A 24,769-nucleotide genomic window follows, 5' to 3' on the forward strand; every position below is an offset into this window, starting at 1 on the left:
CGAACGACAGGCTACTGTCGATGCCACGGCGGGCCGGCTCCGGCCGGTCCACCGGATCGCACGACGGACGACCGATCGGACGAAGGAGCGAACCATGACCCACGTGAGCTCGATGCTGAAGACCTACCCCAAGGACCTGGAGACCATCGACGAGCAGAAGCTGGCCGCGTGCATCGCCGCCTGTTTCGAGTGCGCCCAGACCTGCACGGCCTGCGCCGACGCGTGCCTGGCCGAGGACTCGGTCGCGGAGCTGACCGCCTGCATCCGCAAGAACCTGGACTGCGCCGACGTCTGCGCGAGCACCGGCAGCGTGCTCTCCCGCCAGACGGGCAACAACGCCGAGGTCACCCGGGCGGTGCTCGAGGCCTGCCGGACCGCCTGCCGGTCCTGCGGCGACGAGTGCGAGCAGCACGCGCAGATGCACGAGCACTGCAAGGTCTGCGCCGAGGCATGCCGTCGCTGCGAGCAGGCCTGCGCGGACCTGCTCGCCTCGCTGGGCTGAGCCCGGCCGCCACCGCACGGACCGGGACGCCCGAGAGGTGCGCTCGCGGACGGAGCGCCCCGCGGGCGTCCCGGTGAGGAGTGCTGCCGTCCGGTCAGCGGGACAGCCGTCGGCCCGGGAACTGCGTCAACGACGAACGCCGCACCGACAGCGGGAAGGAGCAGATCGCCGTGCACTCCGGCATCGTGGCCATGGCCCTGGTGGCCATGGGCGTCATCGTGCTCCTGCGGGTGCTCCACCGGGTGTCCGGCATCGCGGTCGAGCCCGTGCGGGTCCTGCCCGCGCAGTCCGGGTGGGCGCCGCAGGAGCACGCGCTGTCCCGGTTCCACGTGCGCTGGTACCTCGCCTCGATCGTGTTCCTGGCCTTCGACGTCGAGATGCTGTTCATGTACCCGTGGGCGGTGGTCGTGATCGAGAAGGGGATCTCCGCGGTGGTGGAGATGTTCCTGTTCCTCGGAGCCCTGCTCGTCGCCGTGGCCTGGGCCTGGCGGGAAGGAGCCTTCCGATGGGTCTGAACGAGCTCCTCGCCCGCTTCGCGGTCCGGGCCACGACGGTCCTCGTCGTCGAGGTCCCGGGACACTGGGACGCTCGCATGGAGCTGGAGCAGCAGCTGCTCCGCCGCGGGTGGCGGCCGGCCCGGACACCGGCCGACGCGGACGTGCTCGCCGTGTGCGGCACGCCGGGACCCGAGCTCGCGGAGCTCGTGGACCGTCTCTGGGAGCAGCTGCCCGGCCCCCGCGTGCGTGCGGACATCACCTCATCGTCGGCGGTGGCGTCCGCCCTCGACGACGCCGCAGCCCTCCTGCTCGACACCGATCATCACCGCGCGGACGCCCGGGAGCGGCCGCAGCGTCCGGAGATCTCCGAGGACCCGGACCACGGGGGCATGGACCACGGCGGGCACGACGGGATGGACCACGGGGGGATGGACCACAAGGGGTCCGGCCATGGGGAGATGGAGCACGAGGAGCCGGACCACGGGGGGATGGACCACGAGGGGTCCGGCCATGGGGAGATGGAGCACGAGGACCCGGACCACGGGGACATGGACCACGAGGACATGGACCACGGCGGGCACGGCGGGATGGACATGGCCCCGGAGGGAATCCCTCTGGCCGAGGGCGGGGAGGACCGTGACGGCCTGGAGATGGACGTGCTCCATCTCCCGCTCGGCCCCGTGCTGCCGTTCTGGCCGGCCGGGCTCGTGCTGCGCTGCTCCCTGCAGGGGGATGTCGTGGTCAACGCCGACGCCTCGGTGGTGGACGGCGGGAGCGACGACGAGGACGACGGCGCCGGAGCAGGCGGACCGAGTCCCGGCCCCGCGCCGGCGGCGGTGGTCCGGTGCGACCGGGTCGTGGCGCTGCTGGCCCTGGCCGGGGCCGAGGACGCGGCAGCCGGCGCCCGCCGCGCCCGGGACGCCCTCCTGCACGGCGATCAGGGCGCCGCCCGGGACGCCGCCGAGCGGCTGCACAGGACGATCCGGAGATCACGACTGCTCCGCTGGTCGCTGCGGGGCGTGCTGCCGCTCGCCCCGTCCGACCTGGAGCAGCATGGTTTGCCGCGGCGCTGCCTCGGGGACGCCCACGACCGGCTGCTGGCCCGGGTGGAACGGATCCGGGCCGAGGCCGGCGGCGCGGAGCCGGTCCCGGTGGAGGACGCCGCGGTGCCGTGGGCGGTGCTGCCGGAGCTGGTGACCGGGCTGGAGCTGGCCTCCGTGCGGCTGGCCGTGGCGAGCCTGGACCTCGAGCCGCACCCTGCCGTCCAGGAGGTGGGGCGTGCCTGAGAGCGTGGTGACGACCGTCCCCGGCGGATGGGCCGTGCTGGCGGGGATCCTCCTGTGCGGGCTGGCCGTCTTCGCCGGTGCCCTGGACGCGGCGCTCACGGCCCGGGCGCAGGGTACCGGCGGTGGGTGGGGTGCTCCGCTGAGCCGCACGGCGCGGCTGCTGCGGCAGCGACGCCGGACCACCGTGGCCGCGGACACCCTGCTGTGGCGGGTCGGTGGCGCGGGCATGCTGGTCGGGGCGTTCCTGATGGTCGCGGTGCTCCCGCTGGGCCGGTGGACGCTGGCGGACCTGGACGTCGGCGTCGTGTGGTTCAACACCGTGGACGTCATGGTCTGGGCGCTGGTCTGGCTGGCCGGCTGGGGCGCGAACTCCGCCCACGGCCTGGTGGGCGGCTACCGCTTCCTGGCCCACGGGCTGGCCTACGAGCTGCCGCTGATGTTCGCGCTGGTGGCCCCCGCGATCGCCGCCGGGAGCCTGGCCGTGGGGGACGTCGCGGCCGCGCAGGACGGACTGTGGTTCGTGGTCTGGATGCCGGTGGCGTTCCTCGTCTTCCTCGTCGGCGTGACGGGCTTCTCCGTGTGGGGGCCCTTCGCCCCGGCGCTGGCCGCCGACATCGGCGGCGGTGTGCTGGCCGAGCTCTCGGGGGTCGACCGTCTGGTGCTGCAGGCCGGGCGCTACCTGTTCCTGACTGCCGGCGCGGCCTTCTCGGTGCCGCTCTTCCTGGGCGGCGGCGCCGGACCGGTCCTGCCCGGCTGGGCGTGGGTCCTGGTGAAGACCGTGGCGGTGCTGGCGGTGCTCGTGTGGCTGCGGCGGAAGCTCCCGCTGCTGCGCCCGGACCGGTTCATGGAGATCGGGTGGGTGGTCCTGCTCCCGGCCGCCGTGCTCCAGGACCTGGTCGTCTCCCTCGTCGTCGTCTGGAAGGGCTGAGCGGTGCTGGTCGGAATCGTGTTCTGGGTGCTCGCCGTGGTGGCCGTGGCCGCGGGGGCGGCCGTGTTCGTGGTGGACTCCATGGCCCGGGCCACCTACGCCCTGGCGCTGTCCTTCATCGCCGTGGGCGTGCAGATCCTGCTGCTGGGCCAGAGCTACCTGGGGATCATCACGATCCTCATGATGGTGATGGAGATGGCCGTGATGGCGGTCTACATGGTGATGTTCATGGGCATGAACCCGGCACTGATGCCCATGGACATGACCCACGGGAAGAAGACCGCGATCGGCGCCTCGGCCGGGGTCTTCGTGCTGCTGGCCGCCGGCGCCCTGCTGATCCCGTGGCCGCAGCGGCGCGGTGCCCCGCCCGAGGACCTCACGCACGCGCTGGGCCTGGAGATCATGGGCGAGAAGATGCTGGTGATGGCCGTGGTGGGCCCGGTGATGGTGGCGACCATCGTGGCCGGGGTGGTCCTGGCCGCCCACCGCACCCGCTACGACCGGTTCGGTGACGACCTGCGCCGCCGTCCCGCCGACGACCCCCAGCCGGGAGGTGTGGGCCGATGACCCTGGAGGCCGTGCTGGTCGTGGCCGCCGCGCTGTTCGCGGTGGGGCTCTACGGCGCCCTGTCCCAGCAGGTGGTGGTGATGGTGATGATGGGCCTGGAGCTGATGATCAACGGGGTGCTCCTGGCCGCGGCGGGGTTCTGGTGGTTCCTCGCCCCGGACCCCTCCGGGCAGGTGCTGCTGCTGGTGGTCCTGGCGGCCATGACCGTGGAGATGGCCATGGGCTTCGCCGTGGCCACGCTGCTCCACCGCAGGCGGCAGACCGACATGACCGACATGGCCGAGGAGCTCGCCCGATGACCGCGGCCCAGGCCGTGCTGCCGGCCGTGCTGCTGCTCCCGGCCGCCGTGGGCGCGGTGCTCGCCCTCACCCGGGCGGAGCGGGCCGCCGCTCCGGTCGCGGTGCTCACCGCCGCGGTGACCACGGTGCTCGCGGCGGTCGCCGCCCTGGCCCGGCCCGCCCTGTCCGTCCCGTTCGTGGCCGGCGCCGAGTTCGCGCTCGAGGTCGACGCCCTCGCGGCGCTCGCCCTGCCGATGGTCGCAGGGGTGACGCTGCTGGTCCTGGTCTTCGCGGCCGGCACCATCCGGGCGGCACGGCCGCGCTTCCACGGGCTGATGCTGATCTTCGCCGCCGCCGCCCTGGCCACGGTCACGGCCGCGAGCCTGCCGGCGCTGCTGTTCGCCTGGGAGCTGATGGGCGCGACCTCCTACGCCCTGATCGGCTTCTGGTGGCGGGACGCCGATCGCGTCTCGGCCGGCCTCACCGCGTTCATCACCACCCGCACCGCGGACCTGGGGCTCTACGTCGCCGCCGGCGCCGCCCTGGCCGGCGGCGCCGGAATGGCCCTGTCCGCCCTGCCGGCCGCCGAGAGCCCGTGGCGGCACGTGATCGCGGCCGGGATCCTGGTCGCGGCGCTGGGCAAGGCGGCGCAGCTGCCGTTCTCGTTCTGGCTCTCCGGGGCGATGAAGGGCCCCAGCCCGGTGAGCGCGCTGCTGCACTCGGCGGCCATGGTGGCCATGGGCGGCTACCTGCTGCTGCGCGTGGAGCCGCTGCTGGCCTCCACCGGGTGGGCCGGCCCCGCCGCCGCGTGGATCGGGGTGCTGACCGCCGTGCTGATGGGGGTCGTGGCGCTGGCCCAGCGGGAGCTCAAGCAGCTGCTGGCGGCGTCCACGGTGGCGCAGCTGGGCTTCGTGGTGCTGGCCGCCGGGGTGGGCGCGGTCAGCGGCGGCGCGGCGCACCTGGTGGCCCACGCCTCCACCAAGGCCCTGCTGTTCCTGGCCGCCGGGGCGTGGCTGACCGCACTGGGCACCGAGGAGCTCACGGCGCTGCGCGGGGCCGGCCGACGGTGGCGGGTGGTGGGCGGAACCGCCACCGTGGGGGCGCTGGCCCTGGCCGGGATCGCCCCGCTGTCCCTGTGGGCCACCAAGGACGCGGTGCTGGCCGGGGCCCTCGAGGTCTCGGGCCTGCTCTACGCCGGAGGACTCCTGGCCTCGGCCCTGTCGGCCGCCTACGCGGGGAAGGTCCTGTGGACGATCTGGCGCCGCGGTGCCCGCGCCGAGGTGCAGGACGGCGGCACCGGGCGCGTGGGCGCGCTGGAGCAGGCCCCGCTTCTCGTGCTCGCCGCCGGGGCGGCCGTGCTCGGGGTGCTCGCCCTGCCCCCGGTCAGCTCGGCCCTCGCCGGGGCCCTGGGCGGGCACGGCGAGGTCTCGCCGGCCGAGCTGCTGATCTCGGCCGCGCTCGCCCTGGTCGTCCTGCTGCTGATGCTGCGCCTGCGCGCCCCCGAGCCGGGCTGGGCCGTGCGGTGGCTGGGCCTGGAGGCCGCCGCGCACGCCGTCGTCGTCCGCCCCGCGCTGGGCCTGGCGCACGCGCTGGCCCGGTTCGACGACCGCGTCCTGGACCGTGCCGTGACCGCCGCCGCCGGCGCGGTCCCCGGGCTGGCCCGGGCCGCGGCCCGGTTCGACGACCGGGTCCTCGACGCCGGCGTCGAGGCCACCGCACACACCGCCGCCGCGACCGGCCGGGGCGCGGCCCGCCTCGACGACGGCGTTGTGGACGGCGCCGTGGAGGGCTTCGCCGGCCGGGTCCGCCGGGCCGGGCAGCTGGCCCGGGCCCCGCAGACCGGGGCCGTCCACCAGTACTTCCTCCAGGCCGTCGCGGTGCTCGCCGCCGGCGTCGTGGCCTGGTCCGTCCACGCCGTGTTGGGATGAGCATGCTCAGTTCGATCGTCTTCCTGCCCCTGCTGGCCGCCGCCGTCCTGGCCGTGGTCCCCGCGATCGGGCCCGCGGCCGCCCGGTGGACGTGGGTGGTGGTCAGCGTCGTGGAGCTGCTGCTCGTCGGTGTGCTGTGGGCCGGCTACGAGGACCCGGGACCCAACGGGCTGGCGTTCGAGGAGCAGGTGCCGTGGATCCCGGGTGTCAACAGCAGCTACCACGTGGGCGTGGACGGGCTCTCCCTGCCGCTGCTGGCCATGACGGCCGTGGTGTTCCTGGCCTGCGCCGTCCACGCCCTGCGGGACGCGGACCGCCCGCGCGTGCAGGCGGCGCTGTTCCTGTTCCTGCAGGGCGTGAGCCTCGGGGTGTTCGTGGCGGCCGACCTCATCCTGTTCTTCGTCTTCTTCGACCTGTCCATCGTGGGCATGTACTTCGTGATCGCCGGATGGGGCCACGGCAGCGCGGCCCGGTCGGCGCTGAAGTTCTTCCTCTACACCTTCCTGGGCTCCCTCGCCCTCCTGCTGGGCTTCATCGGGCTCTACGTGGCCGCGGCCCCGCACACGTTCGACATCCCCGAGCTCGTCGCGGCGGCTCCCCTGGCGGGCGATCCGCTCACCGGCGGGCTGGTGCTCGCGGCGGTCCTGGTGGGCCTGGCCGTGAAGACCCCCACCGTGCCGTTCCACACCTGGCTGCCCCCGGCGCACACCGACGCCCCGGCCACCGGCTCGGCCGTGCTGGCGGGCGTGCTGCTGAAGATGGGCACCTACGGCTTCGTGCGCATCGCCATGCCGATCCTGCCCGAGGCGTGGCGGGCGTGGGCGTGGGCGATCGTGGCCGTCGGCGTCGTCTCGGTGCTCTGGGGGGCGTTCGTGGCCCTGGCCCAGACGGACCTCAAGCGGATGATCGCCTACACCTCCGTCAACCACATGGGCTACATCGTCCTGGCCCTGGGCGCTGCCGGGCTCCTCGCCGAGGACGCCGCCCAGGCCCGTTCCGTGGCGGTCACCGGCGCGGTGGTGCAGATGGTCAGCCACGGGCTGATCACGGCCGCCCTGTTCCTGCTCACCGGGGTGATGCAGGACCGGGCCGGCACCTACGACATGGGCTCCTACGGCGGGCTGGCCGGTCCCGCCCCGCGCTACGCGGCGCTGTTCGCGGTGGGGGCCTTCGCGTCCCTGGGCCTGCCCGGGTTCTCCGGGTTCATCGCCGAGTTCCAGATCTTCGCCGGCAGCGTGGCGGTCGCCCCGGTCACCGCGGTGGCCCTGCTGGGCATCCTGGTCACCGCCGCGCTGTTCCTGCGGGCGCTGCAGCGGGTCTTCACCGGCCCCGCGGCCGGGCACACCCCCGGGTTCGAGGACCTCCGGGCGCCGGAGCTGTGGTCCGCCGGCCCCCTGCTGGCGCTGTCCCTGCTCATCGGAGTGCTGCCCCGGGCGCTGCTCGAGGTGATCGAGCCGGCCTCGGCCGCCCTCGTGGGCCTGGTGGGACGGTAGCCGGTGGAGGCCTCGATGCAGATGCGCCCCGAGCTGCTGCTGCCCGAGATCGTCGTGTTCCTCGGCGCGCTGGTGGTGCTGCTGGGCGGATCGTTCCTGCCCCGCGACCGGCAGTGGATCGCCCGCGCGGCCGCGGCCCTGGCCCTGCTGGGCGCCGCGCTCCTGGGCGCCCTCGCGATGACGGGACCCGTGCAGAGCGCCTTCAGCGGCACCTTCGCCGTGGACACCGCCACCGGGGCCGCCCGGGTGATCGCCGCCCTGACCACCCTGCTGGTCCTGGGCGTGGCCTCCGGGGAGATCGCCGGGTCCCCGCGGGAGTCCGACACGTGTGCGCTGCTGCTCCTCGCCACCACCGGGGTGATGGTCCTGGCCGGGGCCGCCGACCTGCTCGTGCTGATCGTGGGGTTCCTGCTGGCCAGCATCCCCCTGTACGGGATCGTCGGCCTCGCGGGCGGCCGCGCCGGGGCGGAGGCCGCGATGAAGACCTACCTCATGGGGGCGCTGTCCGGGATCCTGCTCATGCTCGGGGTCACCGTGCTCTACGCCCTGGCCGGCGGCACCGACTACGCCCTGCTCCGGGAGACGCTGCCCACCGCCCCGTCCGCGGCCGTGGGCGCGGGCGTGCTGGGCGTGCTCGCCGGGCTGCTCTTCAAGGCCGGCGGGGTGCCCTTCCACTTCTGGGTGCCGGACGCCGCCCAGGGCAGCGGGGCTACCGCCGCCACGTTCCTCACCACCGTGCCCAAGGTGGGGGCGCTGGTGGCCGTGCACCGGCTCGTGGACGCGGTCTCCGCCGGGGACGGCTCCTGGCTGCTCGTCGCGGCGCTGCTCGCCACGGCCTCGATGGTCCTGGGCAACCTCGCGGCCTACTGGCAGACCGATCCCCGCCGCCTGCTGGGCTGGTCCACGGTGGCCCAGGTCGGGTTCCTGCTCGTGCCCGTGGCCGCGGCCGGGCGCAGCGACCTCGCCCTGCCCTCGCTGCTGTTCTACCTCGCCGCCTACGCCGTCACCAACGTCGCCGCGTTCGCCGTGACCGCCGCACTGCCCGAGCACCGGGAGCTGGCCGCCTACCGGGGCCTGGCCCGCTCCCGCCCGGGCCTCGGACTGGCGCTGCTCGTGGCGCTGCTGGGACTGGTGGGAACCCCGCCGCTGGCCGTGTTCGTCGGCAAGCTCACCACCGCCACCGCGGCCTGGGACGGCGGGCACGGCTGGCTGGCCCTGGTGGTGGTGCTCAACAGTGTGCTCAGCCTCTTCTACTACCTGCGCTGGTTCGCCCCCGTCTTCGCCCGCCCGGACCGGGACGCCGAAGGGTTCCCCCGCCGCGGCGGGGCGGCCGCCTGGCCGGCCGTCACCGCCGGGGTTGCCGCGAGCGCGAGCCTGGTGCTGGGCGTCCTGGCCGGTCTGCTGTGGGCGGCCCTCGACGGCCCCCTGCTCCGATAGGTGCGCCGGACCCCGGGACGGCGCCCGGCGGCCCGTCCCGGCGCCCGGCGGGCCGGGCGGCGCTCCGTCAGTGCTGCTCGTGCTCGTCCTGCCGCGCGTCCTCGTCGGAGCGGTGCCGCACGGTGAACCACTGCGCCACGACGATGACCAGGGCCACCACGGCGGTGACCACCAGGGTGAACGGGTCCGACTGCGCCTTGAGCAGGACGAAGGGCACGAGGACCGCGACGTCGAGGGCGATCGCGGTCCAGGGGATCCAGGGCCGGGCCCCGACGTCGTCCCGGAGGTGGCGGAGGATGCCGAGGTGGATGGTGATGTCCATGGCCAGGTACAGGATGGCGCCCAGGGCCGCGATCTGGCCCAGGTCGAAGAAGGCGGCCATCAGGATCGCCAGCCCGGCGGTGATGTAGAGCGACTGGTGGCCCTCCTGCCCCGGCAGCCCGGGGGCCTGGCCCATGTCGCGGAGCATGTCGTAGAGCTTCGAGACCGAGAACAGACTCGCGATCAGCCCCGACAGCGTCGCGACCACGGCGATGAGCACGGTCAGCCGCACGCCCCAGGCGCCGAACATCGGCTCGGCCGCCTCGGCCAGGGCGTAGTCCCGGGCCTCGACGATCTGCGGCACGGTCAGGCTGCCGGTCACCGCGACGGTGATCAGCAGGTAGAGCACCGTGCACAGGGCGATGGAGATCATGATGGAGCGGCCGATGTTGCGCTCCGCGTTCCGCAGGTCGGCGCCCTGGTTGGTGATCGTGGTGAAGCCCTTGTACGCCAGGATGCACAGGGTGGTCCCGGCCAGGAAGCCGGCCCAGCCCGCCTCCGGCGGGGTGCGGTCGGCGGCGGTGACCAGCCGGCCCAGGGATGACACCCCCGCGGCGAGGATGCCGGCGACCGCCAGCACGGCGATCCCCACGATCTTGATCGCCGCGGTCACCGTGGCGGAGCGCTCCACCCACCGGTTGCCCACCAGGTTCACCAGGGCGGCGGCCGCGATGGCGACCACCGCCAGCACCGCCACCCACACGGCGGAGCCCTGCAGGCCGAAGGGGCGCAGCAGGTAGGTGCCGAAGGTGCGGCCCAGCAGGGACTCGGCCAGGATCATCGACACGTACATGAACAGGGAGAACGAACCGGCCACCACCCCGGGGCCGTAGGCGGCCTTGAGCAGCATCGCGATCCCGCCGGCGGACGGGTTGGTGGCCGAGTAGCGGATGTAGGAGTAGGAGCTGAACGCCACGACCACGGCTCCGGCGAGGAACGCCCAGGGCACCCAGCCTCCGGCCAGCTCGGCGACCTGCCCCACGAGGGCGAAGATGCCCGCGCCGATCATCACCCCCGTCCCCAGGGCGACGGAACCGGTCAGGGAGAGCTTCTGCTGCGTCTGCGTGCTGTCGTCCATGAGGAGGTGCACGTCCTTCCTGCCGGGGCGGCGAGCGCCCCGGCGGTGGGTGGTCCGGACAGCGTCGGTGGGCCGGGCCCACGGTGGTCAGCGGGCCTCGACGGTGCCCATCATGCCGAGGTCCTCGTGGTCGAGGATGTGGCAGTGGTAGACGGTGCGGCCGCCGAAGTCGTCGAAGGCCACCCGGACCGTCACCTCCCCGAAGGCCGGGACGTCGACCACGTCCAGCCACTTCGGGGCGGAGACGTCGCGGCCCTCCTCGGCCACGACCTGCATGGGCCACACGTGCAGGTGCACCGGGTGGTCCATGGGGCTGGAGTTCGTCAGGGTCCACTCCTCCACGGTGCCCACCCGGACCCGCTGGTCGGTGCGCTCGGCGTCGAACGGCCGCCCGTCGATCGTGAAGGACATCATCTGCCCGGGGCCTCGCCTGCTGCCCATCATCCCGCCCATCCCGCCCATGCCCATGGCGAAGTCGAGGGTGCGCCGGGCCGCGACCGGCTCCTCGCGCAGGTCCCGCAGCGCCGGGCCCGCGGGCACGGGGTCGGCATCCCCGACCCGGTCCCCGGCGACCTCCAGGGTGAGCAGCTCGATCGGCTCGTCGGTGCCGGGGCCGTCACCCGGCATCGCCCCGCCCATCATGCCGTCCATGCTCCCGCGGTCCACGGGGGCCGCAGTCAGCGCGGACGTGCCCTCACGGGTGTCCACGAGCAGCTCCACCCGGTTGCCGGGGGCCAGGGTCACGTCGGTGAGCTCGACGGGCTCGGGCAGGCGGCCGACGTCGCGGCCGAGCAGCCGCAGCCTCTGGCCGTCGAGGGTCAGGCGCAGGTACCGGGAGGGGCAGGCGTTGACGACCCGCCACAGCTCCCGCTCCCCGGGGGCGGCGCCGGCCCGGGGCCGGACCTGGCCGTTGACCAGCACGGTCTCGCCCTCCCGGCCCATCATCCGCTGCGGCGGGGAGACCTCGGCCAGGTTCCCGGAGTCGTCGAGGGTGAGGTCCGAGACCACCAGCACCCGTTCCCGGGCCACGGGCACGGGGTCGGGGTCCTCGACGACGATGGCCCCGTAGAGGCCGGCGGCGAGCTGGTCGGCCACGTGCCCGTGCCGGTGCGGGTGGTACCAGTAGGTGCCGGGCGGGTGGTCGTCCGGGAGGACGAACTCGTAGTCGAAGGACCCCCCGGGCTCGATGCTGACGAAGGGGTTGTCCCCGTTGTCCTCCGGGGAGACGTGCAGCCCGTGCACGTGCAGGTTCGTGGGGGCCTCCAGGCCGTTGGTCATCGCCACCCGGATCGTGTCCCCGGGGCGGACCCGCAGGGTGGGGCCGGGCAGCGAGCCGTTGAAGGCCTGCACGTGCGCCTGACGCGCCCCGACCCGCACGCGGGCGGGGGCGGCCTCCAGAGCCAGGTCCAGGACGCCGTCCCGGCCGGTCAGCACCTCGGGCTGGACCAGGTCCCGGCCGCCGCCGAGGGCCTCGCCGCCGCCGGAGGTCCACCACAGGCCGGCCCCGCCGGCGGCGGCGGCGCCGGCCCCGGCCGCACCGAGGGCCAGCAGCTGCCGCCGGGTCAGCGGGCTCACCGCTCGCCCTCCTCCAGGGTGCGCAGCCGCTCCCGGTACTCCTCAGTGCTGATCTCCCCGCGGGCGTAGCGCTCCTCGAGGATCTCCCGCGACCGGCGCGGTCCCGCGCCGGTCGGCGGCGGGGCGGTCCCGCCCTGCCGGGTCCCGCCGCCCGGTCCGCCGGTGAAGGCCTTGACCAGCACGAACACCAGCACGACCAGTCCCACGATCAGCAGGAGCCAGAACAGCAGGCCCCAGCCCATGCCGCCTCCCATGCCGTTGCCCCACATCATCACGGTCCTCCTTCGTCGATCGTCTCGTCGTCCTCCGGGGGCCGCCGCACGGGCGCGGCGGCCCCCGGGTGCCGGGGGCTCAGGACCCCGTCGGCAGCTGCCGGAGCATCTGCTCCATCTCGTCGATCTCGGCCTCCTGGGCCGCGACGACGTCCTCCGCGAGCGCGACGGCCTGCGGGTTCTGCCCGTCGGCGACCTGGTCGCGGGCCATCTCGACCGCGCCCTCGTGGTGGGCGGTCATCTGCTCGAGGTACAGCCGGGCCGCCTCGGGGCCCTCCTCGGCCTCCCGCAGCCAGTTCATGCCCTGCTCGTCGACCATGCCGGAGCCGTGGCCGCCGTGACCGGCCTGGTCGGGGTCCGCGGTGGCGGGGGCCTCCCACGCGGCGAGCATCGCGTTCATCCGCTCGATCTCCGGTGCCTGCGTGTCCCTGACCCGCTCGGCGAGGTCGCGGACCTCCTCCGGGACCCGGTCCTTGGCCAGCAGGATCTCGCTCATCTGCACGGCCTGCTCGTGGTGGGGGATCATCATCTGCGCGAACATCACGTCCGCCTCGTTGTGCTCGGCGGCGATCGGCTCGCCGGAGGCGGACGCGCTACCGGTGGCCGAGGAGGTGGCGGAGGGCGTTTCGGTCGCCGGGGCGGTGCTCTCCTCGGTCCCTCCGGCCGCGCAGCCCGCCAGGGCCAGGGCGGAGGCCAGGGCGAGGGTGGTCAGGGTGGTCGAACGCTTGAGGGTCATGTCCTTCTTCTCTGCTCGGGGATCTCTTCGGGTCGGATCGGGGGCTTTCCGCGGCGTCACGGCGGCGCCCCGCCGGTGTGCCTCACGACGCCGCGGCCGGGCGCTCGGCGGGCCGGGGCTCCCCGGCCCCGGTGGTGGCCAGCCGCGCGGGATCGAGGTCGAGGCGGCGCAGCAGCTGGGCGTTGAGGGCCACCACGATGGTCGAGGCCGACATCAGCACCGCGCCGACCGCGGGGGAGAGCACGATCCCGGCCGGGGCCAGGACGCCGGCGGCGAGGGGGACGGCGACCACGTTGTAGCCCGCCGCCCAGACCAGGTTCTGGAGCATCTTGCGGTAGCCGGCCCGGGAGAGGTCGATCATCGACAGCACGGTCCGGGGGTCGTTGCCGGCCAGCACGACCCCGGCGGACTCCATGGCCACGTCGGTGCCGGCGCCGATGGCGATGCCGACCTCGGCGCGGGCCAGCGCCGGGGCGTCGTTGACGCCGTCGCCGACCATCGCGACCGTGCGTCCACGCGCCTGCAGCTCGGCGACCTTCAAGTCCTTGTCCTGGGGCAGGACCTCCGCGAAGACCTCGTCGATGCCGAGGTCGGCGCCCACGGCCTCGGCGACCTGCCGGGCGTCGCCGGTGATCATGGCGACGCGCACGCCGCGCTCCTGCAGCGCCCGCACGGCGGCGCGGGACTCGGGGCGGACCGCGTCCTCGAGGGCCAGGGCGCCGATGACGTGTCCGTCGCGCAGGACGTGGAGGACACCGGCGCCGCGCTCGGCCCAGGACCGGGTGGACGCGGCGATCGCGGCGGGGCTTCCCAGGCCGAGCTCCCGGAGCAGGTTCGGCCCGCCCACGGCGACCTCGGCGCCGTCGACCTGCGCGCGCACCCCCCGGCCGGTGGCGGCCCGGAAGCCGGTGCCGCGCAGCCGCCTCTCCGAGGCGCCGGGGTGCGCGGCGGCGGCGGCGACGACGGCGCGGGCCACGGGGTGCTCGCTGTCGGCCTCGGCGGCCGCTGCCAGGGCCAGCAGCTCGCCCTCGGAGACCCCCGGCACGGGCGCGGCGCCGGTGACGGCGTGGGCGCCGGCGGTGAGGGTGCCGGTCTTGTCGAAGAGGACGACGTCGATGGTGCGCATCCGCTCCAGCGCCATCCGGTCCTTGATCAGGACCCCGGCCTTCGCGGCACGTTCGGTGGAGAGCGCGATGACCAGCGGGATCGCCAGGCCCAGGGCGTGCGGGCAGGCGATGACCAGCACGGTCACGGTGCGGATCACCGCGTCGTCCGGGGAGCCCAGGAGCGTCCAGGCGACGGCGGTGAGGAGGCCGGCGGACAGGGCGAACCAGAACAGCAGCGCGGCCGCCCGGTCGGCCAGGGCCTGGGCGCGGGAGGAGGACTCCTGGGCGGCGGCGACCATCCGCTGGATCCCGGCCAGGGTGGTGTCGGCCCCCACCGCCTCGACCCGCACGCGTACGGTGTTGTCGGTGGCCACGGTCCCGGCCACCACCGTCTCGCCCACGCCCCGGGGGACGGCCTTGGACTCCCCGGTGATCATCGACTCGTCGAACTCCGCGGTGCCGGCGGTGATCACCCCGTCGGCCGGCACCCGGGCCCCGGATCGGACCAGCACGACGTCACCGACGGCCAGCTCGGCCACGGCCACGATGACGGTGTCCCCGTCGAGGACCTTCTCGGCCTCGTCGGGCAGCAGGGCCGCCAGGGCGTCCAGGGCGCTCGAGGCCGCGCCCAGGGCGCGCATCTCCATCCAGTGGCCCAGCAGCATGATCACCACCAGCAGGACCAGCTCCCACCAGAAGTCCAGCTCGAAGCCGCCGATCCCCAGCGTGGTGGTCCAGGAGGCGAGAAAGGCCACGGTGATGGCCATGGCGATCAGCAGCATCATCCCCGGCTGCTTGGCGCGCAGCTCGGTCAGCCCGCCGCGCAGGAACGGCGCTCCGCCCCAGAGGTAGACGACGGTGCCCAGCACCGGGGGAATCCAGGCAGAGCCCGGGAACCGGGGGACGTGGTAGCCCAGCAGGTGCGCGAACATCGGCGAGAAGAGCAGCACTGGGAGCGTCAGGACCAGGCAGAGCCAGAACCTGTTCCTGAACATCGCCGTGGAGTGCCCGGCGTGCTGCCCGTGGGCGTGGACCTGGTGGTCCTCGTCCACCGCCGAGTGGGCGTGGGCGTGCGGCATGGCCTGTCCGTGGGCCCCGGTGTCCTCGTGCCCGGTGGCCGTACCGGGGTCGTGGTGGGTGGTCATGGTGTGCTCCTCGGGCCGGATCACGGCGTGCGATCGGCGTCCTGTGTACCCCTCCCGGGTATATACCCCCCAGGGGTATCTGGCAAGGGGGTGCCGGTGCCGTCCGCCGCCGGGTCGGGAGGGCCCGTGCACCCGCGCGGCAGCACCGCGGTGAAGACCGCGCCCCGCCCCGGGCCGGGGGAGGCGGCCGTGAGGGTGCCGCCGTGGGCCTCGACCAGGGCGCGGGCGATGGTGAGCCCGATCCCCGAGCCGCCGTGGTCGCGGTCGCGGGCGGAGTCCCCGCGCCAGAAGCGCTCGAAGACGTGGGGCAGCCGGTCGGCGGCGATGCCCTCGCCGGTGTCGGCCACGGTCAGGACGGCGCGCTCCGGGCCGTCGGGGGCGGCCCGCACGGTCACGGTGCCGCCGGGCGGGGTGTGCCGCAGGGCGTTGGTCAGCAGGTTGCCCAGCACCTGGCCCGTGCGCTGCCGGTCCACCCGGGCCACGGTCCGCGGCCCGGCCTCCACCACGAGCTCCACGCCCTTGGCGGCGAAGGCCTCGCGGTGGGCGTCGGCGCCCGCGCGGGCGAGGTCGTCCAGGGACTGCTCGGTGCGGTCGAGCTCGATCCGTCCCTCCTCGGCGCGCGAGACGTCGTGGATGTCCTCGACCAGGCGGGTGAGCCGTTCCAGCTGGTCGGTCAGGACCGCGCCCGTCTCCTCGTCCCAGGGCACGACCCCGTCCTGGAGGCCCTCCACGTAGACCGTGAGCACCGAGACAGGGGTGCGCATCTCGTGGGCGAGGTCCGAGAGCATCCGCCGCCGGGTCTCCTCGGTGTGCTCGAGGCGCTCCGCCATCGTGTTGAAGGCCCCGGTGAGGGCGTCCACCTCGGCGCCGGCGCCCATGGCCGGGACCCGGGCGTCGTAGCGTCCGCGGGAGACGCCCCGGGCCGCCTCGGTCAGCCGCTCCAGGGGGCCGCGCAGCCGGCGGGAGGACCATGCGCTCACCGCGAGCGCGCAGACCAGGGCGGTGCCGAGGGCGACCCCGAGGGTGAGCAGGCCGGTGTCCCGGTAGGCCTGCTCGACGTGGAGCAGCTCCGGGGAGCTCTCGGCGTGGCCGGCCATGACGAGGTGCTCGTGGAAGATCGGGGGGCCCGCGACCGCGGCGGCCGTGGCGGCGGCGGCGAGGCTCGCCGCGACGACCAGCAGCTGGGCGCCGAGGAAGCGCAGGGCCAGGCCCCGCTCGCGCCGGGGGCTCACCGGACCGCCATCCGGTAGCCGATGCCCCGGACCGTCTCGACCACGGCGGCCGGGGCGCCGCCGAGCTTGCGGCGCAGGTGGGCGATGTGGACGTCCACGAGCCGCTCGTCGCCGACCCAGGACGGGCCCCACACGGCGTCGATGAGGTGCCGGCGGCTCAGCGCCCGGTGCGGCTCGGCGGTCAGGGCGGCCAGGAGGTCGAACTCGGTGGGGGTCAGGGCGACGGGGTCCCCGTCCACGCGGGCCTCGCGGGCGCCGAGGTCGACGACGACGCCGCCGACCGTCCGCACGGCTGCCGCGGCGGGCAGCGCGGTGCGGGGACGGCGCAGCACCGCCGCGACGCGGGCGACGAGCTCACGGACGCTGAAGGGCTTCACGACGTAGTCGTCGGCGCCGGCGTCGAGGCCGGCCAGGACGTCGTCCTCGTCGCCGCGGGCGGTGAGCATCAGCACGTAGCAGGAGGAGAAGCGCCGGACGCGGCGGCAGACCTCGATGCCGTCGAGCCCCGGCAGCCCGAGGTCGAGGACCACGACGTCGGGGGCCCGCAGGCGCGCGGCCTCGACCGCCTCGGGCCCGGTGTGCACGACGGCGACGTCGTGGCCGGCGCGGGCGAGGTAGGCGGCGACCATGCGGGCGAGGGGCTTCTCGTCGTCGACGACCAGCACCCGGCCGGTCGCCGGTTCGGGGCCGGGACTCATGCCCCCAGTGTCCTCCCGTGCGGCCGCGGCGGAGGCGCCCGGAGCCGGTGCACCGGCCGATCTTCGCCGAATCTTCACGCGGGCCCGTGCCCGCCGCGGCGGTGAGGGGGATCTGCCCGCTGCGGGCCGGTCGCCGGAGGCCGCGGGTCAGGCGGGGTTCAGCCCTCGCACTCGATGCAGTACGCGGCCCCGTCCTTCTCGCGCGCGAGCTGGCTGCGGTGGCGGACCAGGAAGCAGGACATGCAGGTGAACTCGTCCTCCTGCTCCGGCACGACCTGGATCCGCAGCTCCTCGTGGGAGAGGTCGGCGCCGGGCAGGTCGATGCCCTCGGCGGTGTCGCTGTCCTCCATGTCGAGGGTCGGGGTCTGGGCGGTCTCGCTGCGCTGGGCGCGGATCGCCTCGAGGGACTCGTTGGCGGGCTCTTCCTCGACGCTGACCTTCGGGGCGTCGTAGTCGGTGGCCATGGGTGGGTCCTCCTTCGGACGGGGTGCTGGTCCGGACGGGGTGCCGTCCCGGACGGGTGCGGGACGGTGTCCTCCCGGTTGGTCCCCCGCACAACCGGGGGAGGGCGGAACGTGTTCCCGCGGAGCCGGCCCGGGCCGCAACGATCCCCTTCGGACTGTTGGGTCCTGGGCCGCCGGGCCGTAGGCTCGGCACGTCGGCCCCCGACCGTACCGGGCGCGGCCCCCGCGGACAAGCGGGTCCGCGCGGGCGCGGGGGCGGGACACGACCAGGACCGGCAGCGGGAAGTGCGAGGTGGACCGTGACGACCAGACCCGACGTGATCGTCTTCGACGTCAACGAGACCCTCTCGGACCTGACGCCCCTGGGGGAGGCGTTCGCCGCGGCCGGGGCCCCGGCCCACCTGGCGCGCACCTGGTTCGCGGGCATCCTGCGCGACGGCTTCGCGATCACGGCCGCCGGCGGCAACGCGGCCTTCGCCGAGATCGCCCAGGACAGCCTGGGCCGGCTGCTGGCCGAGGCCGGGGGCCCGATCGCCGACGGCGCGACCGGCTCGATCATCGCCGCGTTCAAGGGCCTCGACGTGCACCCCGACGTGCGCCCGGGCGTGCCGGAGCTCGCCCGCCTGACGCAGCTGGTCACCCTCAGCAACGGCTCCGCGCGGGTCGCGGAGTCCCTGCTGACCCGGGCGGGGCTGCGGGAGCACTTCCGCACCCTGCTCAGCGTGGACGACGCCCCGGCGTGGAAGCCCGCCCGCGCCGCCTACGCCTACGCCTCCGCCGAGTGCGGGGTTCCCGCCGGCCGGATGCTGCTCGTGGCCGTCCACCCCTGGGACGTCCACGGCGCCCGCCGGGCCGGGCTGCGCACCGCCTGGCTCAACCGCACCGGGGCCCAGTACCCCGGCTACTTCGACGGGCCCGACCTGGAGGTCCCCGACCTGCCCGCGCTCGCCGCCCGGCTCGCGGAGCTGCCGGCCCGGCCGTGAGCCCGTCCGGCCCCGGGGCGCAGGACCCGGGCCCGCCGGGCGCCGTGCCGCAGCTCGTGCTCGAGGTCGACCCCGCGCTGTGGTTCCTGCTGGCGCCGCGACACCGCCGGCCGCGGTTCGGCCTCCCCGTCCCGGCGACCGACACGGTGGGGCACGTCGTGCGCGCGGTCGGGCTGCCGCCCACCGAGATCGGCCCCGTGCACCTCGACGGCCGGCCCGCCGATCTCGACCGGCGGCCCACGGCCGGGGTCCCGCCCGGCGGTGCGGCGCCGGTGCTCACGGTCGGGCCCCGGCCCCGGCCCCAGTCCACCCGCTCCTCCCCGCCGCGCTTCCTGCTCGACGTCCACCTGGGCGCCCTGGCCCGGCGCCTGCGCCTGCTCGGCCTCGACGCCGCGTGGGAGCCGGAGGCCGAGGACGCCGAGCTCGTGGCCCGGGCCCTGCGGGAGGGGCGGGTGCTGCTGACCCAGGACCGGGGGCTGCTCCACCGCGGCGCCGTGCCCGAGGGGGCGCTGGTGCGCGGCCGGGCGCCGGACGAGCAGCTCGACGACGTCCTCGGGCGCTTCGCCCCGCCCCTGGCGCCGTGGACCCGGTGTCCGCGCTGCGGGGCGGCACTGGTCGCGGCGGACCCGCACGAGGTCGCCGACCGGGTCCCGCCCCGGGCGCTGGCCGCCCACACCGCATTCCGCCGGTGCACCGGCTGCGGGCAGGTCTACTGGCGGGGCGCCCACGCCCGGCGCCTCGACGCCCTCGTGGCCCGCGCCCGGGACGCCGCCCGCCCCGGGAACGGAGCGGGGGAGCGCGGAGCGGGCGGACCCTCAGCCTGAGGGCTCCGGTCCCTGCTCCCGGTCCCGGTCCCGGTCCCGGCGCCGCGGGCGGCGCAGCAGCCGGGGACGGGGCCACTCCCGCGGGCCCGGCAGGCGCACGTTCCACTCCCCGGCCCCGGGCAGGCGCCAGCCGCGGCGGCGGGCGAGCACGGTGAGGGTGGCCGCCGTGAGGATCGAGGCCGCCATGCCCCAGTTGGGCCTGCCGGCCTCGTGGAGCACCGCCATCTGCAGGCTGCCGACCACGGCACCGGTCGCGTAGAGCGTGTTGCCCCCGAAGATCAGGGGCACCCGCCCCACCGCGATGTCGCGGATCATGCCCCCGCCCACCGCCGTGACCACGCCGATCATGATCGACGGCAGCCAGCCCAGGCCCGCACCGAGGGCCTTCGAGGTCCCGGTGGCCGCCCAGCAGCCCAGGGCGAGCGCGTCCGCGACCACGAGGACGCGGTTGGTCCACCGGCCCCGCAGCTGCAGGAAGAAGGCGATCACGGCACCCGCGATCGCGGTGCTCAGGTAGGCCGAGTTCGTCAGCGCGACGGGGAAGCCCACCTGCAGCAGCGTGTCGCGCAGCATGCCCCCGCCCAGGCCGGAGACGACCGCCAGGACCACGAACCCGACCAGGTCCATGCGCATCTGCCGGGCCACGGCCCCGCCGAGCACGCCGTTGGCGAGGACGCCGAGCAGGTCGACGACGTCGAACAGCACGCGGGGGTCCAGATTCTCCACGATCACCTCGTCCGGGGAACGGCGTCGCTCGAGGCTAGCACCGCCCCGGCCGCTAGCGTGGGCCCCGGGACCGCGGCCCGCGGGCCCGAGCAGGAGAGGGGACGGGACGATGACCGCCGCACCGCGTACGGACGAGGAGGTGCCCGGCTGGGTCCGGGACCTCGGGCTGCCCGGACTCGCCGACATCCACGTGCACTTCATGCCCGACCGGGTGCTGCGCAAGGTGTGGGCGTTCTTCGACCGGGCCGAGGAGCACTACGGGCGGCCGTGGCCGATCACCTACCGCACCGACGAGCGGACCCGGCTGGCGACCCTGCGGGCCCTCGGCCTGCGGGCGGTCCCAGCCCTGTCCTACCCGCACCGCCCCGGGATGGCCGAGTGGCTCAACGACTGGAGCGCCGGGTTCGCCCGCCGGGTCCCCGACGCCGTGCACTGCGCGACGCTCTACCCCGAGCCCGGGGCCGGGGACTACGTGCGCCGGGCCCTCGCCGAGGGCGCCCGGCTGGTGAAGACCCACGTCCAGGTCGGCGGCTTCGCCCCCGACGACCCGCTGCTCGACGACGCCTGGGCGGCGCTCACCGAGGCCGGCACCCCGGTCGTGATGCACGCCGGGTCCGGGCCGCGGCCGGGGGCCTTCACCGGACCCGGCCCCGTGCGCCGGCTGCTGGAGGCCCACCCCGGGCTCGTCCTGGTGGTCGCCCACCTGGGCATGCCGGAGTACCACGCGTTCGCGGACCTCGCCGAGGAGTTCGACCGCGTGCACCTGGACACCACCATGGCCGGCACCGACTTCACCGAGGCCTTCGCGCCCCTGCCCGACGGGTTCCGCGAGCGCCTGGCCGGGCTGCGGGAGAAGATCGTGCTCGGCTCCGACTTCCCCAACATCCCCTACCCCTACGCCCACCAGCTCGAGGCCCTCGCCCGGCTGGACCTGGGCGAGGAGTGGCTGCGCGCGGTGCTGTGGGACAACGGGGCCCGGCTGCTCGGCCTGCCCGCCCGGTAGCCGCCGACCGCACCCGGGGGCTCCGGTGCTGGCCCGCGGCCCCCGCCCGCACTAGGGTCCGAGGGAGCGGCCCCGCAGTCCTGCGGGGCCGCGCCACCGCCGCCGCACCGGCCGCCGCCTCCCCGGGGCCGCCGCCGTGCCCGGCCCGTCCCGAGGAGGATGCCCGTGCTCAGCAGCGCGTCGAGGACCGAGGACGTGGGCGTGCGCCTCGGCGCGGGCTTCCTGGGGGTCGTGCTGATCGCCGTGAACCTGCGCGTCGGGTTCGTGACGGTGGGCCCGCTGCTCGGCGAGATCAGCGGCGACCTCGGACTGACCGCCGGGCAGGCGGGCCTGCTCACCGGGTTGCCGCTGGCGATGTTCGCACTGTTCTCCCCGGTCGCCCCCGCCCTGGCCGCACGGGCCGGGCTCGACCGGGCGCTGTGGCTGTCGCTGCTGCTGCTCACCGCCGGGATCCTCGGCCGCTCCGCGCCGGCCGAGGCCGCCGTGTGGCTGGGCACCGCAGCGATCGGCGTGGGCATCGCCTTCCTCAACGTGCTCCTGCCCTCGCTGGTCAAGCGCGAGTTCCCCCAGCGGGTCAGCCAGGTCACCGGTCTCTACAGCGCGATCCAGAGCGCGGCCGCCGCCGCCGGCTCGGCCCTCGTGGTGCCCGTGGCCGCCGCCTCCCCGGCGGGGTGGCGGCTGGCCCTGGGCGTGTGGGCCGGCGTCGGCCTGATCGCCCTGGCCGTGCTCGCCCCGTGGCTGCGGCGGGCGCCGGAGGCCCCGGTCCGGCGCCCCGCCCGCGCCGTCCCGGCCCGCTCGCCGTGGGGCTCCGCGCTGGGGTGGCAGGTCACCGGGTTCATGGGCCTGCAGTCGGTGGCCTTCTACGTGTTCATGGCGTGGCTGCCGAGCATCGAGCGCAGCCACGGGGTCCCCGCCGCGGCCGCCGGGGCCCACATGGGGCTGTTCCTGATGAGCGGGGTGCTCGCGTCCCTGGCCACCGGGGCGCTGATGGAGCGCTTCGCCGACCAGCGCCCGGTCGCCGTCGGCGCCGCCGTCCTGGCGGCCGTCGCCTACACGGGCCTGGCCCTGGCGCCCGGGCTGATGCTGCTGTGGGTGCTCGTGGGCGCGGTCTCGTGCGGGGCGCTGATCGTGATCGCGCTGTCCCTGTTCAGCCTGCGCTCGAGCGACCCCGCCCAGGCCGCGGCGCTGTCCGGGATGGCGCAGTCGGTCGGCTACGCCCTGGCCGCGCTCGCCCCGGGCGCGGTGGGCGCGCTCTACGACCTCACCGGGTCGTGGCGGGGGCCGCTGCTGCTGGTCGCCGCCGCCATGGCCGGACTGTGCGTCACGGCCTGGTTCGCGGGCCGCGACCGGGTCCTCGACGGGCGCCGCTGAGGCCCTCCCCGCCGGTCCTCCGGCGCCCCGCCGGGGATTCGCCGAAGCACATCCGGGCGGGGGCGAGAAATGTTCGCGTCATGGGGTCCACCCGCCCCTGACCTGCCGATACGTTGAGCGTGTCGTGCCGGGCGCCACCGGTTCCCCCGGTTCCCCGGCTCCTTCACGAGGGATGGGACCAGGACCATGAAGACCATGCGCAGAGCAGCCACCGCAGCCCTTCTCGCCACGGGGCTCGGCCTCGCCGCGGCCGCCCCGGCGAGCGCCGCGATGGAGCTCTCCGACATCAGCGACGCGACGCGCATCGCCGACGGCGCCGCCGTCGAGGGCACCTACACCGTCACCTGCACGGAGGGGACGAACGTGTTCGTCTCCCTGAGCGTCACCCAGGCCGTCTCCGACGGGCGGATCGCCAACGGCAGCGACTTCGAGCAGTGGACCTGCGAGGGCGGGCAGATCGAGCTGACCTACCAGGCCGTCGCCTACAACATGGCCTTCCAGCCGGGCGAGGCGGTGGTCTCGGGCTTCATCCAGGAGTGCCAGGACCAGGTCGTCTGCGGTCCCGGCACGAACCTGCCGCTGATCGTCATCGAGGTCGGGGACGCGGACGGGTCCGCCGACGGGACCACGGACGGCACCGCCGACGAGGCCGCGGAGGAGGACGCGGACGCCACGGCGGGGACCGGGGAGTAGTACCGGGGAGCAGGGCCGCCGCCCCGGCGGGGACCGGGGCGGCGGCCGGGTCCTCCGCCCGGCGGGGCGGACGGAGGACCCGCTCAGGCCCCGGGCTTGTCGGCGGCGGGCGCCGGGGACCCGGCGGCCGCGCCGGCCTGCTCGGCGGGCCGGGCCCGGCGCCCGAGCACCGCGCACAGCACCGCGATCAGGGCGACGAGCCCGCCGGTGAGCACCAGCTGCGTGCGCACGACGGGGTCGAACCAGCCCAGCACGAGGATCCCGCCCACGAGGGCCAGCGCCAGCCAGGACAGGTAGGGGAAGCCCCACATCCGCAGCGGCAGCTCCCGGCCCTCCCGGTCGGCGCGGCGGCGCAGGACGATCTGGGAGACCAGGGAGAGGGCCCACACCACGAGCACGGTCGAGCCGATGGTGTTGAGCAGGAACCCGAGCACGGCCTCCGGCCAGAGGTAGTTGAGCACCACGGCCACGAAGCCGAAGAGCACCGAGGCGACCACCGCCGGGACGGGCACCCCGGAGCCGCTGAGCCGCACGAACCGGCGCGGGGCGCAGCCGCGGTCGGCCAGGGAGTGGAGCATGCGGGAGGCGCCGTAGAGGTTGGCGTTGAGCGCCGAGAGTAGGGCCAGGGCGATCACGACCGCCATCACGGCCTGCGCCCCGGGCAGCCCGGCCACGGAGAGCACCGCCACGAACGGGCTCGAGGACAGGCTCTCGGTGTTCCACGGCAGGATCAGGACCATGAGGGCCACCGAGCCGACGTAGAAGACGAGCACGCGCACCACGATGGTGCGGATCGCCCGGGCCACGTTGCGCTGCGGGTCGCGGGTCTCGGCCGCGGCCACGGTGACGAGCTCGGTGCCGCCGAAGGCGAAGACGACGACGAGCAGCGCGGCCGCCACGCCGGTCACCCCGGTGGGCATGAACCCGCCGTGGGCGGTGAGGTTGGCGAGCCCGGGCGAGGGGCTCGGCAGCAGGCCCAACAGCAGCGCGGCGCCCACGAGCAGGAACGCCACGACCGCGCCGACCTTCAGCAGCGCGAACCAGAACTCGGACTCCCCGAGCGCGCGGACGCTGACGAGGTTCAGCGCGGTGAAGACGACCATGAAGGCGAGGGCCAGCGACCACTGCGGCAGGACGGGCCACAGCTCGCTGAGGATCTGGGCGGCGGCGGTGGCCTCGGCGGCGATGACCACGACCAGCTGCGCCCACCACAGCCACCCGAGGGTCTGTCCGGCCGTGCGGCCCAGGGCCTTCTCGGCGTAGACGGAGAACGCCCCGCGGGCGGGGTCGGCGGCGGCCATCTCGCCCATGGCCCGCATGACGAGAACGAGCACCACGCAGGCGACGAGGAAGGAGATCAGCACGGCGGGCCCGGCGAGGGCGATCGCGGAGCCGGTGCCCACGAACAGGCCCGTGCCGATGGCGGAGCCCAGGGCCATCATCACGAGGTGGCGGGGCTTGAGGTGCTGGGCGGACGCCGGATCGGGCGTCCCGTCGGGGGCGGGAGCCGCGGCGGGGGTGGTGCCGCGCTCCTGCGTCAGGAGGGTTTCACTCATGGACCCCCATGGTGTCACCCGGATCACACGGGAGTGAAATCCAGGTCACACCGGAGGGGTGGGCGAGGGG

At 75.3% G+C, this 24,769-nt stretch carries 24 protein-coding genes; 14 read left to right on the forward strand and 10 right to left on the reverse strand.

Annotated elements, in window-relative coordinates; translation table 11 throughout:
• The first annotated feature begins 94 nt into the window (after positions 1–94).
• The 9 genes from LQU92_RS04265 (at position 95) to LQU92_RS04305 (ending at position 8,916) form a co-directional block, all read left to right on the forward strand.
• Positions 95–502 carry a four-helix bundle copper-binding protein gene (locus LQU92_RS04265; protein ID WP_230777597.1) on the forward strand — a complete coding sequence of 136 codons (408 nt, stop codon included), beginning with the start codon at positions 95–97 and terminating at the stop codon, positions 500–502.
• A gap of 170 nt (positions 503–672) precedes the next feature.
• Positions 673–1,017 carry an NADH-quinone oxidoreductase subunit A gene (locus LQU92_RS04270; RefSeq protein ID WP_230777600.1) on the forward strand — a complete coding sequence of 115 codons (345 nt, stop codon included), beginning with the start codon at positions 673–675 and terminating at the stop codon, positions 1,015–1,017.
• The gene (locus tag LQU92_RS04275) at positions 1,008–2,285 is read left to right on the forward strand and encodes a hypothetical protein (RefSeq protein ID WP_230777603.1); all 1,278 of its coding nucleotides are present in this window, start codon (positions 1,008–1,010) and stop codon (positions 2,283–2,285) included. Before LQU92_RS04270 ends, LQU92_RS04275 begins: the two co-directional genes overlap by 10 nt.
• The gene (locus LQU92_RS04280; RefSeq protein WP_230777606.1) at positions 2,278–3,213 is read left to right on the forward strand and encodes a complex I subunit 1 family protein; all 936 of its coding nucleotides are present in this window, start codon (positions 2,278–2,280) and stop codon (positions 3,211–3,213) included. The genes LQU92_RS04275 and LQU92_RS04280 overlap by 8 nt, the downstream gene beginning before the upstream one ends.
• Before the next feature lie 3 nt (positions 3,214–3,216).
• Positions 3,217–3,780: an NADH-quinone oxidoreductase subunit J gene (locus LQU92_RS04285; protein ID WP_230777608.1), complete on the forward strand. Its 564-nt coding sequence runs from the start codon at positions 3,217–3,219 to the stop codon at positions 3,778–3,780.
• Positions 3,777–4,079: an NADH-quinone oxidoreductase subunit K gene (locus LQU92_RS04290; RefSeq protein ID WP_058874205.1), complete on the forward strand. Its 303-nt coding sequence runs from the start codon at positions 3,777–3,779 to the stop codon at positions 4,077–4,079. Before LQU92_RS04285 ends, LQU92_RS04290 begins: the two co-directional genes overlap by 4 nt.
• The gene (locus LQU92_RS04295) at positions 4,076–5,986 is read left to right on the forward strand and encodes an NADH-quinone oxidoreductase subunit L (protein ID WP_230777615.1); all 1,911 of its coding nucleotides are present in this window, start codon (positions 4,076–4,078) and stop codon (positions 5,984–5,986) included. Before LQU92_RS04290 ends, LQU92_RS04295 begins: the two co-directional genes overlap by 4 nt.
• A gap of 2 nt (positions 5,987–5,988) precedes the next feature.
• Positions 5,989–7,479, forward strand: a complete 1,491-nt coding sequence (locus tag LQU92_RS04300) for a NuoM family protein (RefSeq protein ID WP_230777617.1) — start codon at positions 5,989–5,991, stop codon at positions 7,477–7,479.
• Between the two features lie 15 nt (positions 7,480–7,494).
• Positions 7,495–8,916: an NADH-quinone oxidoreductase subunit N gene (locus LQU92_RS04305; protein ID WP_230777619.1), complete on the forward strand. Its 1,422-nt coding sequence runs from the start codon at positions 7,495–7,497 to the stop codon at positions 8,914–8,916.
• Between the two features lie 67 nt (positions 8,917–8,983).
• Here the strand turns inward: LQU92_RS04305 and LQU92_RS04310 are convergent, their stop codons facing one another.
• The 8 genes from LQU92_RS04310 to LQU92_RS04345 form a co-directional block, all read right to left on the reverse strand.
• The gene (locus LQU92_RS04310) at positions 8,984–10,315 is read right to left on the reverse strand and encodes an APC family permease (protein WP_230777627.1); all 1,332 of its coding nucleotides are present in this window, start codon (positions 10,313–10,315) and stop codon (positions 8,984–8,986) included.
• A gap of 87 nt (positions 10,316–10,402) precedes the next feature.
• A complete protein-coding gene (locus LQU92_RS04315) occupies positions 10,403–11,890 on the reverse strand; it encodes a multicopper oxidase family protein (protein WP_230777630.1) in 1,488 nt (495 codons plus the stop codon).
• Complete coding sequence (locus LQU92_RS04320; protein WP_058857648.1) at positions 11,887–12,162, reverse strand: SHOCT domain-containing protein; 276 nt, start codon at positions 12,160–12,162, stop codon at positions 11,887–11,889. Before LQU92_RS04320 ends, LQU92_RS04315 begins: the two co-directional genes overlap by 4 nt.
• Before the next feature lie 79 nt (positions 12,163–12,241).
• A complete protein-coding gene (locus tag LQU92_RS04325) occupies positions 12,242–12,898 on the reverse strand; it encodes a DUF305 domain-containing protein (RefSeq protein WP_230777633.1) in 657 nt (218 codons plus the stop codon).
• A gap of 82 nt (positions 12,899–12,980) precedes the next feature.
• On the reverse strand, positions 12,981–14,999 hold the full coding sequence (locus LQU92_RS04330) for a copper-translocating P-type ATPase (RefSeq protein ID WP_230778689.1): 2,019 nt from the start codon (positions 14,997–14,999) through the stop codon (positions 12,981–12,983).
• A gap of 170 nt (positions 15,000–15,169) precedes the next feature.
• A complete protein-coding gene (locus tag LQU92_RS04335; protein WP_230777636.1) occupies positions 15,170–16,381 on the reverse strand; it encodes a HAMP domain-containing sensor histidine kinase in 1,212 nt (403 codons plus the stop codon).
• Positions 16,378–17,079 (reverse strand): response regulator transcription factor, encoded by a 702-nt coding sequence (locus LQU92_RS04340; protein ID WP_101851172.1) that lies wholly within the window; start codon positions 17,077–17,079, stop codon positions 16,378–16,380. Before LQU92_RS04340 ends, LQU92_RS04335 begins: the two co-directional genes overlap by 4 nt.
• Before the next feature lie 158 nt (positions 17,080–17,237).
• Positions 17,238–17,543, reverse strand: coding sequence for a DUF4193 domain-containing protein (locus tag LQU92_RS04345; protein ID WP_112254616.1), 306 nt, complete (start codon positions 17,541–17,543; stop codon positions 17,238–17,240).
• A 299-nt stretch (positions 17,544–17,842) separates the two neighbouring features.
• Here LQU92_RS04345 and LQU92_RS04350 point away from each other — a divergent pair, with 299 nt between their 5' ends.
• Positions 17,843–18,526, forward strand: a complete 684-nt coding sequence (locus LQU92_RS04350; RefSeq protein ID WP_101851170.1) for a haloacid dehalogenase type II — start codon at positions 17,843–17,845, stop codon at positions 18,524–18,526.
• Positions 18,523–19,350 (forward strand): Mut7-C ubiquitin/RNAse domain-containing protein, encoded by an 828-nt coding sequence (locus LQU92_RS04355; RefSeq protein ID WP_230777639.1) that lies wholly within the window; start codon positions 18,523–18,525, stop codon positions 19,348–19,350. Before LQU92_RS04350 ends, LQU92_RS04355 begins: the two co-directional genes overlap by 4 nt.
• Here the strand turns inward: LQU92_RS04355 and LQU92_RS04360 are convergent.
• Positions 19,342–20,076: a trimeric intracellular cation channel family protein gene (locus LQU92_RS04360; RefSeq protein WP_230777642.1), complete on the reverse strand. Its 735-nt coding sequence runs from the start codon at positions 20,074–20,076 to the stop codon at positions 19,342–19,344. The two genes, LQU92_RS04355 and LQU92_RS04360, sit on opposite strands and share 9 nt — an antisense overlap.
• A 109-nt stretch (positions 20,077–20,185) precedes the next feature.
• On the opposite strand from LQU92_RS04360, the gene LQU92_RS04365 reads away from it, so the two are divergent.
• The 3 genes from LQU92_RS04365 to LQU92_RS04375 all read left to right on the forward strand — a co-directional run bounded on the left by LQU92_RS04365 (position 20,186) and on the right by LQU92_RS04375 (position 23,143).
• Positions 20,186–21,079, forward strand: coding sequence for an amidohydrolase family protein (locus tag LQU92_RS04365; protein ID WP_230777645.1), 894 nt, complete (start codon positions 20,186–20,188; stop codon positions 21,077–21,079).
• Positions 21,080–21,244: 165 nt separating this feature from the next.
• Positions 21,245–22,450 carry an MFS transporter gene (locus LQU92_RS04370; RefSeq protein ID WP_230777648.1) on the forward strand — a complete coding sequence of 402 codons (1,206 nt, stop codon included), beginning with the start codon at positions 21,245–21,247 and terminating at the stop codon, positions 22,448–22,450.
• Positions 22,451–22,645: 195 nt separating this feature from the next.
• On the forward strand, positions 22,646–23,143 hold the full coding sequence (locus LQU92_RS04375) for a hypothetical protein (RefSeq protein ID WP_143709852.1): 498 nt from the start codon (positions 22,646–22,648) through the stop codon (positions 23,141–23,143).
• A gap of 83 nt (positions 23,144–23,226) precedes the next feature.
• On the opposite strand, the gene LQU92_RS04380 is transcribed toward LQU92_RS04375, so the two are convergent.
• Positions 23,227–24,699, reverse strand: a complete 1,473-nt coding sequence (locus LQU92_RS04380; RefSeq protein ID WP_230777652.1) for an amino acid permease — start codon at positions 24,697–24,699, stop codon at positions 23,227–23,229.
• Positions 24,700–24,769 lie beyond the last annotated feature (70 nt).

Source organism: Kocuria sp. LUK (assembly GCF_021012935.1).
In the GTDB taxonomy this organism is placed as follows: Bacteria; Actinomycetota; Actinomycetes; order Actinomycetales; family Micrococcaceae; genus Kocuria; species Kocuria flava.

Excerpts from the sequence above, each read along its gene's own strand:
- LQU92_RS04375 (WP_143709852.1), top strand. The coding sequence starts at position 22,646 with ATGCGCAGAGCAGCCACCGCAGCCCTTCTCGCCACGGGGCTCGGCCTC.
- LQU92_RS04305 (WP_230777619.1), top strand. The coding sequence starts at position 7,495 with ATGCAGATGCGCCCCGAGCTGCTGCTGCCCGAGATCGTCGTGTTCCTC.
- LQU92_RS04290 (WP_058874205.1), top strand. The coding sequence starts at position 3,777 with ATGACCCTGGAGGCCGTGCTGGTCGTGGCCGCCGCGCTGTTCGCGGTG.
- LQU92_RS04320 (WP_058857648.1), bottom strand. The coding sequence starts at position 12,162 with ATGATGTGGGGCAACGGCATGGGAGGCGGCATGGGCTGGGGCCTGCTG.
- LQU92_RS04330 (WP_230778689.1), bottom strand. The coding sequence starts at position 14,999 with ATGTTCAGGAACAGGTTCTGGCTCTGCCTGGTCCTGACGCTCCCAGTG.
- LQU92_RS04265 (WP_230777597.1), top strand. The coding sequence starts at position 95 with ATGACCCACGTGAGCTCGATGCTGAAGACCTACCCCAAGGACCTGGAG.
- LQU92_RS04325 (WP_230777633.1), bottom strand. The coding sequence starts at position 12,898 with ATGACCCTCAAGCGTTCGACCACCCTGACCACCCTCGCCCTGGCCTCC.
- LQU92_RS04380 (WP_230777652.1), bottom strand. The coding sequence starts at position 24,699 with ATGAGTGAAACCCTCCTGACGCAGGAGCGCGGCACCACCCCCGCCGCG.
- LQU92_RS04310 (WP_230777627.1), bottom strand. The coding sequence starts at position 10,315 with ATGGACGACAGCACGCAGACGCAGCAGAAGCTCTCCCTGACCGGTTCC.
- LQU92_RS04365 (WP_230777645.1), top strand. The coding sequence starts at position 20,186 with ATGACCGCCGCACCGCGTACGGACGAGGAGGTGCCCGGCTGGGTCCGG.
- LQU92_RS04275 (WP_230777603.1), top strand. The coding sequence starts at position 1,008 with ATGGGTCTGAACGAGCTCCTCGCCCGCTTCGCGGTCCGGGCCACGACG.
- LQU92_RS04345 (WP_112254616.1), bottom strand. The coding sequence starts at position 17,543 with ATGGCCACCGACTACGACGCCCCGAAGGTCAGCGTCGAGGAAGAGCCC.
- LQU92_RS04295 (WP_230777615.1), top strand. The coding sequence starts at position 4,076 with ATGACCGCGGCCCAGGCCGTGCTGCCGGCCGTGCTGCTGCTCCCGGCC.
- LQU92_RS04300 (WP_230777617.1), top strand. The coding sequence starts at position 5,989 with ATGCTCAGTTCGATCGTCTTCCTGCCCCTGCTGGCCGCCGCCGTCCTG.
- LQU92_RS04340 (WP_101851172.1), bottom strand. The coding sequence starts at position 17,079 with ATGAGTCCCGGCCCCGAACCGGCGACCGGCCGGGTGCTGGTCGTCGAC.